General features: G+C 61.8%; 10 protein-coding genes. 6 read left to right on the top strand and 4 right to left on the bottom strand.

Annotation, left to right across the window (positions count from 1 at the left end):
• The first annotated feature begins 118 nt into the window (after nt 1–118).
• The 6 genes from CO583_RS05045 (at nt 119) to CO583_RS05020 (ending at nt 8,045) form a co-directional block, all read left to right on the top strand.
• Nucleotides 119–892: a phosphoadenylyl-sulfate reductase gene (locus CO583_RS05045; RefSeq protein ID WP_081847662.1), complete on the top strand. Its 774-nt coding sequence runs from the start codon at nt 119–121 to the stop codon at nt 890–892.
• 65 nt (nt 893–957) lie between these two features.
• Nucleotides 958–1,752, top strand: coding sequence for a sulfate adenylyltransferase subunit CysD (gene cysD, locus CO583_RS05040; RefSeq protein WP_043558821.1), 795 nt, complete (start codon nt 958–960; stop codon nt 1,750–1,752).
• 13 nt (nt 1,753–1,765) lie between these two features.
• On the top strand, nt 1,766–3,637 hold the full coding sequence (cysC, locus tag CO583_RS05035) for an adenylyl-sulfate kinase (protein ID WP_248630825.1): 1,872 nt from the start codon (nt 1,766–1,768) through the stop codon (nt 3,635–3,637).
• Between the two features lie 160 nt (nt 3,638–3,797).
• Nucleotides 3,798–4,562, top strand: coding sequence for a sulfite exporter TauE/SafE family protein (locus tag CO583_RS05030; protein ID WP_043558721.1), 765 nt, complete (start codon nt 3,798–3,800; stop codon nt 4,560–4,562).
• A gap of 131 nt (nt 4,563–4,693) precedes the next feature.
• Nucleotides 4,694–6,943, top strand: a complete 2,250-nt coding sequence (locus tag CO583_RS05025) for a TonB-dependent receptor domain-containing protein (protein ID WP_193599767.1) — start codon at nt 4,694–4,696, stop codon at nt 6,941–6,943.
• Between the two features lie 124 nt (nt 6,944–7,067).
• Entirely contained in the window at nt 7,068–8,045 is a 978-nt protein-coding gene (locus CO583_RS05020) for a DMT family transporter (RefSeq protein WP_052348948.1), read from the top strand.
• A 39-nt stretch (nt 8,046–8,084) separates the two neighbouring features.
• Here the strand turns inward: CO583_RS05020 and CO583_RS05015 are convergent, their stop codons facing one another.
• The 4 genes from CO583_RS05015 to CO583_RS05000 all read right to left on the bottom strand — a co-directional run bounded on the left by CO583_RS05015 (nt 8,085) and on the right by CO583_RS05000 (nt 12,687).
• Nucleotides 8,085–9,542 carry a replicative DNA helicase gene (locus CO583_RS05015; RefSeq protein ID WP_227449763.1) on the bottom strand — a complete coding sequence of 486 codons (1,458 nt, stop codon included), beginning with the start codon at nt 9,540–9,542 and terminating at the stop codon, nt 8,085–8,087.
• Between the two features lie 149 nt (nt 9,543–9,691).
• A complete protein-coding gene (locus tag CO583_RS05010) occupies nt 9,692–11,029 on the bottom strand; it encodes a folylpolyglutamate synthase/dihydrofolate synthase family protein (RefSeq protein ID WP_086431743.1) in 1,338 nt (445 codons plus the stop codon).
• A gap of 94 nt (nt 11,030–11,123) precedes the next feature.
• Nucleotides 11,124–12,002, bottom strand: coding sequence for an acetyl-CoA carboxylase, carboxyltransferase subunit beta (gene accD, locus CO583_RS05005; protein WP_081563350.1), 879 nt, complete (start codon nt 12,000–12,002; stop codon nt 11,124–11,126).
• A 208-nt stretch (nt 12,003–12,210) separates the two neighbouring features.
• Nucleotides 12,211–12,687 (bottom strand): Lrp/AsnC family transcriptional regulator, encoded by a 477-nt coding sequence (locus CO583_RS05000; protein WP_227431405.1) that lies wholly within the window; start codon nt 12,685–12,687, stop codon nt 12,211–12,213.
• Between the last annotated feature and the right edge of the window lie 38 nt (nt 12,688–12,725).

The following is a 12,725-nucleotide window of genomic DNA, read 5'->3' as shown; positions in this document are numbered from 1 at the left end:
CTCATAATGACATTCTTATATCCTGAAAAATTGATGATTTATCAAAAATCATCATTGAAGCCCGTTAAATATGTAATTAGTTTCTTTCTTATCGTATTTTCCGAAGGGAGCAGATCACATGGCAATATCGGACGATGAGTTCCAGGCCCTGCCCCGGCAGGAAGACGTGGCTGCCTCGGAGGAGGAAACGGGCCGTGTGCTGTCCTCCGTTCTGGCCCGTTTTCCGGGCCGTGTGGCGGTGATTTCTTCCTTCGGTGCCGAGTCTGCCGTGCTGCTGGCGCAGGTGGCGGCACAGGACAGAGCCGTGCCTGTCTTTTTTCTCGATACGGAGCGGCATTTCCCGGAAACGCTGGCCTATCGGGATGAGCTGACCCGTCATCTGGGGCTGGAGGATGTCCGCACCCTGCGCCCTGCCCGTGCCGAGGTAGAGTATCGGGACCCGGAGGGTCAGCTTGTGGCTTTCGACCCCGATGCCTGCTGCGCCCTGCGGAAGGTGGAACCGCTGGAGGTGGTTCTGCCGGAGTTCGACATCTGGGTGACAGGCCGCAAGCGGATGCAGGCGGCCACCCGGGCGGCCCTGCCCGTGGCGGAACGGCAGGAGGATGGCAGTGTGAAGCTGAATCCTCTGGCTGGCTGGAGCGAGGCGCAGATCGCCCGTTTCATGGAGGAGAAAGCCCTCCCGCCGCATCCGCTGGTGGCGCAGGGTTACCGCTCCATCGGCTGTGAACCCTGTACGAGGCCCGTGGGAGCGGGAGAGGACAGCCGTGCCGGACGTTGGGCCGGACTGGCCAAGACGGAATGTGGCCTGCATCGGCCCGTTTCCACACCGCCCGACGCCAATGTGGAAGAAATCTCAGCCGCTGCCCTGATTGCAGAGCGGCCCGCACGATAAGACCGGGCCGCATGGCCCATCAGGAAGGAAAGGGAGCAGTCATGGCTCTGGAAGACGCACATATCATGGATGGTCTGGACCAGCTTGAGGCCCAGAGCATCTTCATCCTGCGGGAGGCCTACCGCAAGCTGAAGCCCCTGGCCCTGCTCTGGTCACTGGGCAAGGACAGCAACGTGATGGTCTGGCTGGCCCGCAAGGCCTTCATGGGGCATGTGCCTTTTCCTGTCATGCATGTGGATACGGGCAAGAAATTCCCGGAGATGTATGCCTTCCGGGATGAGTACGTCAAAAAGTGGAATCTGGACCTTGTTCTCGGGGAGTGTCCCCCGGTCGAGGACATGGACCCCTCCCTGCCACCGGCGGCCCGGTCTGCGGCCCGCAAGACGGCTGGTCTGGCAAACCTGATCGACCAGCACAAATTCCGGGGTGTTGTTGCGGGCATCCGGCGTGATGAGCAGGCCACCCGTGCCAAGGAGCGTGTCTTCAGTCCCCGTGGTGCCGGTCACCAGTGGGATGTCCGCAACCAGCCACCGGAATTCTGGGACCAGTACGCCACGCCTTACGAGGAGGGGATGCATGTCCGTGTCCATCCGCTGCTGGCGTGGCGGGAGCTGGACATCTGGCGGTACATCGAGCGTGAGAAGATTCCGCTCGTGGACCTCTATTTTGCAAAGGATGGCAAGCGTTATCGCTCACTGGGCGATCAGGACATCACCAGCCCGATCGAGAGCAATGCCTCCACCGTGGCGGAAGTGATTGCCGAGCTGGAGACAAGCCGTACCTCCGAGCGTGCGGGCCGTGCCATGGATCATGAATCGGAAGATGCCTTCGAGCGTCTCCGTGTTGCCGGTTATCTGTGAGGGGACTTTTTCGATGACACAGACTCATTCACCATCATCGCAGGTCCGTCACGGTGTCAGCACGCCGATCGTGATCGTGGGCCATGTGGATCACGGCAAATCCACCCTGATTGGCCGCCTCCTGTATGATACGGACAGTCTGCCGGATGGCCGCCTCGTCCAGATCGTGGAAAGCAGCCGGAAGCGTGGTCTGGCCGTGGAGTGGAGCTTCCTGCTCGATTCCCTCCAGATCGAGCGGGATCAGGGTGTGACGGTGGATTCCACCCGCATTCCGTTCCAGCTGGATGGCCGGGATTTCGTCATCGTGGATGCGCCGGGCCATCGGCAGTTCCTGCGCAACATGATTACCGGTGCTGCCGATGCCGAGGCCGCCGTGCTGGTGGTGGATGCCGCCGAGGGTGTGCGGGAGCAGACACGCCGCCACGCCATGCTGCTGCGGCTCATCGGCATCAATCATGTGATCGTCCTGCTGAACAAGGCCGACAGCATCGGGTTTGATGAAGCCAGACTGAAGCAGGTGGAAGGTGACATCCGCCAGCTGCTGGGGCGGCTGGAGATCAACGTCAACCAGGTCATTCCGGCCTCGGCACGGGATGGCGACAATATCGCCACACGTTCTGAAAAGGCCGACTGGTACAGGGGGCCGACCCTGCTGGAGGCCCTGTCTCTCATCCAGCCTCCGGCATCCCGTCATGCCCTGCCATTCCGTATGCCGGTGCAGGACGTGTATCGTTTCGAGGGCATCCGCTATGTGGCGGGACGCATCGAGCGTGGCACGGTGCGGGAAGGAGACCGGCTGGAAATTGGCGGGCAGGGGCAGGAGGCCACCGTGGCCGAGGTCTGCCGCTGGCATGCTCCGCATCATCCTGTGGCCGGAGCTGGTGAATCCATCGCCCTGCGGCTGGAGCCTGATCTGGTGCCGGATCGTGGGGACCTGCTGTTCCCTGCCGGTGATGAAGCCGCAGCCCCGCTGAAGGCCGCCCGTCTCAGGACACGGCTGTTCTGGCTGCGTGGTGAGCCGCTGCGTGTGGGGGAGAGTTTCCGGCTGCGTCTGGCCACGGCAGAACATGATGTCACTGTGGCTTCCATTGATGCCGTGGTGGACCTTGATGATCTCAGCCTGAGTCCGGCGGATGAGGTGCCACCGGATGGCTTTGCCGAGATCACCCTCGCCGTGGCCCGCAACATCCTCTTCGATCCCTTTGCGCCGGGAATGCCGGACGGGCGTGGTGTTCTGGTGGACCGCCATCAGAAGATCGTTGGCGGTGCCCCGCTGATCGGTCCGGCGGCCCTGCCGGAGGGGGCCAATGCCATCCATCCGACAGCCAGCGGCGTGAGTGATGCCGTCCGGGCTGGTTTGCGGGGGCATGGTCGGGCCGTGTTCTGGATGACCGGTCTGCCCGGTGCCGGAAAGAGCACCATCGCCCGCCATGCCGAGGAGGCCCTCAGCCGTGAGGGGCTGCATGTCACCGTGCTGGATGGCGATACGGTTCGCTCCGGCCTGTGCAGCGATCTTGGCTTCTCGCCGGAAGACCGGCGGGAGAATATCCGCCGTGTGGCCCATGTGGCCCGTATTCTGGCGGATGCCGGGCAGATCGTGCTGGTGGCTCTGGTCTCTCCGCTCATCCGGGACCGGGCGATGGCCAAGGCGATCATCGGGGAAGACTGGCACGAGGTCTTTGTGGATACGGCCCCCGAGCTGTGCCGCCGCCGTGACCCGAAGGGCCTGTATGCTCAGGCGGAAGAAGGCCGGATTGCCGAGTTTACGGGTGTGTCTTCGGCTTATGAAGCACCGGAAAAGCCGGATGTTGTCGTCCCCGGTGATGGTGACGTGGCCCGGAGCGTACGGCACCTGACGGACGCCGTTCATAAGGTCGTGCGCTGACAGACGGTTCTGCCGGGCCTTCCTCCATGAGGTGAGGCCCGGCGGGTCCCGGTTTCTGAAAGAACATGGAACAGGAACCCGGTTTTTCCAGCAGGAAAATGCCGGTGGGGGAGGCTTTGTCTGAAAAAGGCTCTTTCCGTTCTGGGAGAAGGATAAGGTGATGGGGCATCTGGCTTATGTCATCTCCGGCGCACTGGTCGGGTTTCTGGTCGGCATGACAGGCGTGGGTGGCGGATCGCTGATGACGCCGCTGCTCATCCTGCTGTGTGGGATCCACCCCAAGGCTGCCGTGGGGACGGACCTCGTCTATGCCGCCGTGACGAAACTGTTCGGGACAGTCCTGCACAGGCGGTGTGGGCCGGTACGCTGGTCCATCGTGCTGTGGATGATGGCAGGCAGCCTCCCCGGTGTGGCGGTGGCTCTGCTCTGGCTGCGGCATCTGGGGTCGCCGCAGGAGATGGCGCATGTCATCCGCCTGTCGCTGGGCATCTGCCTGCTGGTGACGGCCCCGGCCATCCTGTTCCGTCCGACGCTTAAAGCGTGGGTGCTGCGGCATCAGCTGGGGGGACCGGTACAGTCACGGGTTCTGACGGTCGTGCTGGGTTTCGTGCTGGGCTGCATGGTCAGCCTGTCCTCCGTCGGGGCCGGGGCCATCGGCATGGCCGTGCTGGTGATGCTGTATCCGACCCTGCCCCTGCGTGAACTCGTGGCCATCGACATTGCCCATGCCATCCCCCTGACACTGATTGCCGGTGCAGGCCACTGGGTGGAAGGGGACGTCATGGTGCCGACCCTGCTGCTCCTGCTGAGTGGCTCCCTGCCGGGCATCTGGCTTGGTACCCATTGCGCCGGGCGATGCCCGGAACGCTGGCAGCGGCTCATTCTGGGAACTCTGTTGTTGCTGATTGGCGTGAAGATGATCTGAGGAAAGGCCGGGACATGTCCCGGCCTTTTTTATGGGCACCGGAAAAGAATGGCTTCACATATGTTATGTTATAACATAACTTGCGATGAACAATCAGACCAGCATGACGAGGACTGGAGAACATCATGGTGATGATGGGACGGGGTGGAGCCATTTATGCGGTGTTGGCCCTGGTGGCGTCTGGCACGCTGTCTCAGGCAGCCCAGGCTGGTGATGTGGAGACGGGCGGGAAGCCGTCAGTCACATCCACGGGAGACCAGCCCCAGAATGGGGGGGATGGGTCTGTCCGTAAGGTGGACAGCAGGGAGGAGCATATTCACGTCACGGCCCGGCGGCTGGATCAGGCCCGTGCGGCTCTTCAGCCTGCCATCGGGGCCACGCAGACGAATTTTTCCCGCAAGGCCATCGAGGCCAATCCCGGTGCCGACAATGCCCCGCTGAACAGCATCCTGTTGCAGGCTCCCGGCGTGGCGCAGGACAGTTACGGGCAGATTCACATCCGGGGAGATCATAATGATGTCCAGTTTCGGCTGGATGGTGTGGCCCTGCCGGAAGGTGTGAGCGTTTTCGGGCAGGCTCTGATGACCCGCTTTGCCCATTCCATGAGCCTGACGACCGGTGTCCTGCCAGCGGAGTACGGCTTCCGGCAGGCCGGTGTGATCGACATCCAGACGAAGAACGGCGTGTCGGATGAAGGCGGAACCCTCTCCGGTTATGGTGGCGTGCGGGACTATGTGCAGCCTGCCATCCAGTATGGCGGGCATTGGGGGCAGTGGGATGGCTTCATCACGGCAGATGCCGTTCACAATCGGGTGGGGATCGAGAACACGACCCCCAGTTACAATGCCATTCACGACCTCTCCAACCAGTATCATGTTCTGGGGCATCTGCGGTATACTCTCCGGCCAGAGACACGCTTCAGCCTGACGGCGGGGCTTTCCAATGCCTGGTACCAGCTGCCCAACAATCCCGGCCAGCAGCACCAGTTTGCCACGCCGCTTTTCAAGGCGGACAATCGGCCTGTGCAGGAGGATGCGCCAGACAGCAGCCATCTGGATGAACACCAGCAGCAGATCACGGATTTCGCCATCCTCTCCTGGCAGGAAGACCATGAGAAGGTCAGTGCCCAGACATCCGCCATCCTGCGGTATAGTTCCATGCGCTACTCACCCGACTGGGTGGGGGACCTTGTCTATAACGGTCTTGCCCAGCAGGCAGCCCGGTCGGTGTTTTCCAGCGGTGTGCAGAGTGATGTGACATGGCACGTCAATCGCACGCATACCGTGCGGGGAGGTGTGCAGGCTTATGGCGAGCGTGCTGTGAGCAAGAGCAGCTCACTGGTCTACCCAGTTGATGAAGAAGGGACTGTCAGCCCCCAGACCGTGAAAGTGCATGATTCATCGGGCAAGACGGGTGCTTTGTACGGGGTCTATCTCCAGGATGAATGGCACCTTGCACGGTCTCTTGTCTTCAATGGAGGGGTACGGTTTGATGGTGTGGAGGAATATGTTCATGCCCACCAGCTCAGCCCCCGTGTGTCGCTGGTCTGGACACCATGGCATGGCGGGCGGTTTCATGTGGGATATGCACGTTATCTGACACCTCCGCCTTTCGAGACGATTGGCACGACATCTCTGGACCGTTTTGAGGGGACATCCGCCGCACCGGCCAACTATCAGAATGATCGTGTGAAGGCGGAGCGGGCCAATTATTATGATGTCGGCTTCATGCAGCAGCTGACACGCCATTGGCATGTCGGGCTGGATGCGTACTGGAAGCAGGCGAAAAACCTGATTGATGAAGGGCAGTTCGGCGCCCCTGTCATTCTGACAGCGTTCAATTATCACCGGGGCCGTGTCCGTGGTGTGGAGCTGACGACTGATTACAGCACGGGCCCCCTGACCCTCTACGGCAATCTGGCGGTGTCACGGGCCACGGGCAAGGAGATTACGTCAGCCCAGTGGAATTTTGACAGTGACGACCTCCATTATATGAGGAATCACTGGGTCCATCTGGATCATGACCAGCTGATCACGGCCTCTGCCGGTGGCTCCTATGCTTTTTTCCACGGGACGAATCATCCCCTCCAGTTTTCGGGCACCATGATTTATGGCAGCGGCCTGCGGAAGGACAGGGAAACAGCCGAAGGTACCATCCCCAATGGGGCGCATGTGCCGCAATATGTCACCTTCAATCTGGGGCTGGTGCAGGCGTTACGGCATATGCCCTGGCTGGGCGGACACACCATGCAGCTGCGGCTGGATGTCATCAACCTGTTCGACCGGCGATACATGTTGCGTGATGGCAGTGGGGTCGGTGTTGGTGCCCCGCAATATGGTCTGCGGCGCAGCGTGATGGGGGGCGTTGCCTTGTCCCTGTGACGATGGAACATCATCACAGGGCTGCCATCCTGTAGAGATATGGTTGGGTGGTTTCTTTTTGGTGGGTTAGCCCTTACCCTTGGCCTGACGCCATAGCGGCCGGAGTGTCAGGGACAGGGATTGCATGAGGAAGATACTTTTTACATCGGGCATCGTACTGGCCTTTCTGGGGTATGCGTTTTTTTCCATCAGTGATGCCTGTTCCAAGGGGTTGGCCGGGCGGCTGGACCCGTTCGAGGTAGCGTTTTTCGGCGGTGTGTTCGGCCTGTTGATCGTTCCGCTGCTGAAGCGCCCGAATGAGTCTTATCGGGCGCTGGTGTTGTCCAGTCATCCGTGGCTCTGGCTTGTGCGGGCGGCGGCGGTCTTCGTGGCCACGGCAGGAAGTGTGGAGGCCTTCATGCTTCTGCCCATGCCAGAAGCCCTCTCCCTGATGTTCCTGATGCCGTTTTTCGTCACCATCGTCTCCGTGCTGTTCCTCAAGGAACAGGTGACGGGATGGGCGTGGCTGTCTGTCCTGCTGGGTTTTGCAGGTGTGATGATCGTGCTGCGCCCCGGTGTGAAGGCGCTTCAGTTCGGGCATCTCTGTGCCATTGTGGTGGCCATGGCTTCGGCTGTCAGCGTGATTGCCTACCGTTTTGCGGGCAAGGAAACATCCCGCCTGACGCTGTACGGCTCCAGCCTGTGCGGGCCGCTGGTGGGGGATGGCATCCTGATGGTGCAGCATTTTGTCGTGCCACATGGGGTGAATGAATGGCTGCTGCTGTTTGGCTACGGGTTTCTGGCCGCAGCCGGGCAGCTGCTGCTCATGCTGGCCGCCTCCATTGCTCCGGCCAATCGTGTGGCCCTGCCGCAATACAGCCAGATGGCCTGGATCGTGGCTTTCAGCTACTTCATTTTCAACCAGCCCGTGGACATGTGGGATGGTATAGGCATTGCCGTCGTCACCCTGTCCGGAATGTTGAACTGGCTGCGGCAGAAGATCCGTTTCGAGAAGATGCTGCATCGTGGCTGGTGGTGGCGGCGCAAGCCTACACCGGAGGTCATTGCCGCCACTCCTGCCGCCGTCATCACCCCGCCGCTTGAGGACAAGCCCCACGAGTGAGGGGAAGCGGGGCCTCGTGACAGGCCCCGGTGACCGGGATTACTCGTGGAAGGTATCCAGGTCTCCAAAGCGGGTGAATTCACCTTCAAAGTAGAGATGGACAGTGCCGGTCGGCCCGTGGCGCTGCTTCTCCAGAATCAGCTCGGCCTTGTTGTGGACGAGCGACATCTTCCGCTGCCATTCTTCCAGGGCGATCTGGTATTTGTCCGGACTGGGGAAGGAGGCTTCCTTGGGTTTGCGCTGTTGCAGGTAATATTCGTCACGATAGACGAACATGACAGCATCGGCATCCTGCTCGATGGAGCCGGATTCACGCAGGTCGGAGAGCATCGGGCGCTTGTCGTCACGGGATTCGACCTGACGGGAGAGCTGGGAGAGCGCAATGACGGGCACTTCCAGCTCTTTGGCGATGGCTTTGAGGCCCTGCGTGATCATCGAGATTTCCAGCACGCGACTGTCCGGTCTTGTGCCAATGGCCGGGCGCATGAGCTGGAGATAGTCCACCACCACGAGGTTCAGCCCATGTGTGCGGGCCAGCCGGCGGCAGCGTGTCCGCATGGCGGAGAGGGAGATGGCTGGTGTGTCGTCAATATGCAGGGGCAGGCGTTGCAGCTCCGTGGCAACACGGACGAACCGGTCGAACTCCTTCGGCCCCACGTCGCCACGGCGGATGCGCTCGCCTGAGACCTCGGCCTGTTCGGAGAGGATACGGGCGGCCAGCTGTTCGGAGGACATTTCCAGTGAGAAAATGGCCACACTGCCACGGGGTGGCTCACCTTTTTCTTCTGCCTCCCGCAAGAGGGACTGCGCTGCGGAGAAGGCGATTTTCGTAGCAAGGGCGGTCTTGCCCATGGCAGGACGGCCAGCGAGGATCAGCAGGTCGGACGGGTGCAGGCCACCGGTTTTCTTGTCGAAATCCCGCAGGCCAGAGGTCAGCCCGACAATGTCGCCCGTATGCTGGTAGGCCTGGTCGGCAATGTCGAGAGCCTTCTTCAGGGCCTGGGAAAATACGAGAAAGCCGCCTTCCTGTCCCTTGTCCGTTGCCAGGTTGAAGAGGGCTTCTTCCGAAGCGGAAATCTGTTCCTGCCCGTCCAGATCAGGTCGGGCACCGTGAGCGTTATTGACGATGTCCGTGCCGATGCCGATCAGCTGGCGGCGGACCCAGCAGTCATGGATGACCTTGCCATAATCACGGGCATTGACGATGCCCACCATGGCATTGAGCAGTTTGGCCACATAGTCGGCCCCTCCGGCCGCAGCCAGAATGGGGCTGGCCTCGAAGTCGCCCCGCATCGTGATGATGTCGACGCCTCCCTTGCCGCCATTACGCTCGATGCGTTGCGTGATCATCTCATAGATGTGGGCATTGACGGCATCGGCAAAATGGGAGGGGTGCAGGAAGTCCGAGACGCTCTCATAAGCCTTGTTGTTGGTCAGGATGGCCCCCAGAAGGGCCTGCTCCGCTGGCAGGTTGGCAGGTGGAACACGCTGGAGCATTTCATGGAGGCTTCCGCCGGGTTCCGCTGCGGGGCTGGGCTGGGGGGCAGGGGACTGGTCGCTCATGCTGGTCCGTTTCGCTCTGTCATTGGGGTGTGTCCACACAGTGGCAGGGTGCGGACGGGGAAGGGGAAAAGTGTGATCCCCTTTCAGTGTGGGGAGGCGCCATCCAGCGCCAGGGCGCAGCCTGCCAGATAGAGGCTGCCGCAGATCAGGACTCGGGCTGGTCTGTCCGTGGGGCTGGCGCTGTCACGCAGGCGTTTCAGGGCGGTGCGTATGTCCGGCCCGGGCAGGGCTGTGCCGCCTGCCGCCGCTGCGGCTTCCAGAATGGTCTGGACAGGCATGGCCAGGTGCTGTCCGTCTTCCGCCACGGCCTGTATGGAGGTGGCATGGGGGATCAGGGGGCGCAGGAACCCCTGCACGTCCTTGCTGTCCTTCAGCCCGACGATGAGATGCAGGGGCCGGTCCTGCCATGTTTTGAGAACATCGGCCAGAACGGTACCGGCCCCGGGGTTGTGGCCACCATCCAGCAGCAGTTCCCAGCCTGGGGGCATGTCATGGGTAAGGGTGCCATGCAGCGTCTGGAGGCGGGCAGGCCAGCATGTGCTGGCAATACCGGCAAAGGCCGTGTCTGGCAGGTTCAGGCCGGCATGGCGGAGGGCTGCCACGGCCAGGGCCGAATTCTGTGCCTGATGGGGACCATGCAGGGCTGGAGCAGGCAGTGTCAGCTTTCCGGCCTCGTCCTGATAGAGCAGGCCGTCCTGTCGCGGCGTGATGGTGAATTCATGGCCCAGCCGGTAAAGTGGGGCTTCGTGGGTTCTGGCAATCTCTGCGATGGCTGCCATGACATCATCCGGCTGTGGAGCCACGAAGACCGGCACGCCCCGCTTGATGATTCCGGCCTTTTCCCGGGCAATGCCTGCCAGATCATCGCCCAGAAAGGCCTGATGGTCCAGGCTGATGGAGGTAATGATGCAGGCCCGGGCCGTGGGGATCACGTTCGTGGCATCAAACCGGCCACCAAGCCCGACCTCCAGAACCAGAAGGTCAGCCGGAACACGGGAAAAGAGGAGGAACCCGGCGGCTGTCAGTACCTCGAAGACGGTGATGGGGGCTCCATCATTGACCTGTTCAATTTCTTCCAGAGTGGCCACGAGCTGATCTTCACTGACAAGCTGTCCGGCCAGACGGAAGCGCTCCGTCACGTCCAGCAGGTGCGGGCTGGTCATGACATGGACCTTCAGTCCCGCAGCTTCTCCAATGGCTCGCAGATTGGCACAGGTGCTGCCTTTGCCGTTGGTCCCGGCAACATGGATGGTCGGTGGCAGGGACCGTTCAGGATGGCCGAGGCGGGCGAGCAGGACTTCCAGCCGGTCCAGAGAGAGGTCGATCAGCTTGGGGTGCAGTTCCTGGAGGCGGCGTACTACCGCCCCGGTCCGCCCGTGGAATTCACTTTGCGGGGTGCTGGTCTGCTGGCCTGTTGCCATGATTGCGTAATCCGGTTGTCTCAGGGGAGGACGGCAGGAGAGAGGCATCGTCCCACCCTGCTGTCAGTCGCAGGGCAGCAGGGCAGGGACACGTTCAGGAAGCCCGGGCAGCCTTGGCGTCCCCGTTGGCGGCGGGGGACAGCATCCCGATCAGACGCCCCAGAAGGGCGGGGAGTTCGGCACGGCTGGCAATGATGTCCACCATGCCGTGGTCTTTCAGATATTCGGAACGCTGGAAGCCTTCCGGCAGTTCTTCACGCACCGTGTCACGGATGACACGGGGGCCGGCGAAGGCGATCAGGGCATTGGGTTCAGCGATGTGGATGTCGCCCAGCATGGCGAAGGAGGCGGACACGCCACCCGTCGTCGGGTTGGTGAGGACTACCAGATAGGGCAGCCCGGCCTCACGCAGCATTTCCACGCCGATGGTGGTACGGGGCATCTGCATCAGGCTGACAACCCCCTCCTGCATCCGGGCCCCACCGGAGGCCGTGAAGATGATGAGCGGTGCCTTGCGCTGGATGGCCTCCCGGCAGGCTGTCAGGAAAGCCTCCCCAAGGGCGCTGCCCATCGTCCCTGCCATGAACTCGAAGGCCATGACAGCCACGACGGCTTCCCGCCCGTCGATCCTGCCATGGGCGACAAGCAGGGAATCATCAAGACCCGCCTTGGAGCGGGCAGTTTTCAGGCGGTCCGTATAGCGTTTGGAGTCCCGGAAATGCAGCGGGTCGGCCGGGACGGCGGGCAGGTCGATGGTGGTATACTGGCCATCATCGAAGGTCCATTTCATCCGCTCATGGGCTGTGGCACGCATATGGTGCCCGCAATGGGGGCAGACCTTCTTCTTGCGGACCAGCTCCTTGGTGAGCATCATCTGCGAGCAGGATTCACAGTTGGTCCAGAGATTGTCTGGCACATCCCTCTGTAACAGGCTCCGCAGTTTGGGACGGACATGTTCGGTCAGCCAGCTCATGGTGTTCTGTTCACTCTCCAGCAGTGGTGCATCATCAGGTGGACCCGGGCCTGCCGGAGGGCCATCGGAGTGGTGCATCCCGGTACGGGGGCACCATGGCACTGGCCGGAAGGGGGGCTTCATGGTCGGGCGACTTTATCCGGGCTTGCCTGAAGATGCCAGCTTTCTCTTCACCGGCTGCGTGACTTCCTGCCCAGCGGGAGGGTTTTCAGGGCTGGAATGGCGGTAGAGGGCTGTCTGTCTTCAGGGGGCGGAGGGCGATGTAGGATTTCACGTGGCCGATCGTGTCATGCGCCAGCAACTGGTCTGTAACGAAAGTGGAGAGGCTCGGCAGGTCTTTCGTCACGACCTTGAGGATGTAATCGGCATCACCGCTGACGGCATGGGCTTCCTGGATCATGGAGGTACTGTTTATGAGGGCCTGGAAGCGTTCGAAGGCCCCGGCAGCATGGCCCTTCATGATGACCTGGACGAAGGCCATCACGCCCAGCCCCATGGCCTGCTGGTCCAGCGTGACACTGTACCCCCGGATGACACCGGCCTTCTCCAGCAGGAGTCGGCGGCGGGAACACTGGGACGGTGAGAGGCCGATGGCCTCGCCCAGCTCCCGGTTGGTCAGACGCCCGTTGCGGTGCAGGGCGGACAGGAGCTTCCAGTCAAGATGGTCCATGATGTGCGCTTTCATGCGTGATCCGTGCGGAGAAGGGGGCATGATAGATCATA

The organism is Parasaccharibacter sp. TMW2.1882, assembly GCF_023337635.1.
Lineage (GTDB): Bacteria > Pseudomonadota > Alphaproteobacteria > Acetobacterales > Acetobacteraceae > Bombella > Bombella apis.
Note: the sequence above shows the minus strand (reverse complement) of the source record. Positions and strands in the feature narration are given on the sequence as shown.

Coding starts and splice junctions, on each gene's coding strand:
- CO583_RS05000 (WP_227431405.1), bottom strand. CDS start 12,687: ATGAAAGCGCACATCATGGACCATCTTGACTGGAAGCTCCTGTCCGCC.
- cysC (WP_248630825.1), top strand. CDS start 1,766: ATGACACAGACTCATTCACCATCATCGCAGGTCCGTCACGGTGTCAGC.
- CO583_RS05010 (WP_086431743.1), bottom strand. CDS start 11,029: ATGGCAACAGGCCAGCAGACCAGCACCCCGCAAAGTGAATTCCACGGG.
- accD (WP_081563350.1), bottom strand. CDS start 12,002: ATGAGCTGGCTGACCGAACATGTCCGTCCCAAACTGCGGAGCCTGTTA.
- CO583_RS05025 (WP_193599767.1), top strand. CDS start 4,694: ATGATGGGACGGGGTGGAGCCATTTATGCGGTGTTGGCCCTGGTGGCG.
- CO583_RS05045 (WP_081847662.1), top strand. CDS start 119: ATGGCAATATCGGACGATGAGTTCCAGGCCCTGCCCCGGCAGGAAGAC.
- cysD (WP_043558821.1), top strand. CDS start 958: ATGGATGGTCTGGACCAGCTTGAGGCCCAGAGCATCTTCATCCTGCGG.
- CO583_RS05030 (WP_043558721.1), top strand. CDS start 3,798: ATGGGGCATCTGGCTTATGTCATCTCCGGCGCACTGGTCGGGTTTCTG.
- CO583_RS05020 (WP_052348948.1), top strand. CDS start 7,068: ATGAGGAAGATACTTTTTACATCGGGCATCGTACTGGCCTTTCTGGGG.
- CO583_RS05015 (WP_227449763.1), bottom strand. CDS start 9,542: ATGCTCCAGCGTGTTCCACCTGCCAACCTGCCAGCGGAGCAGGCCCTT.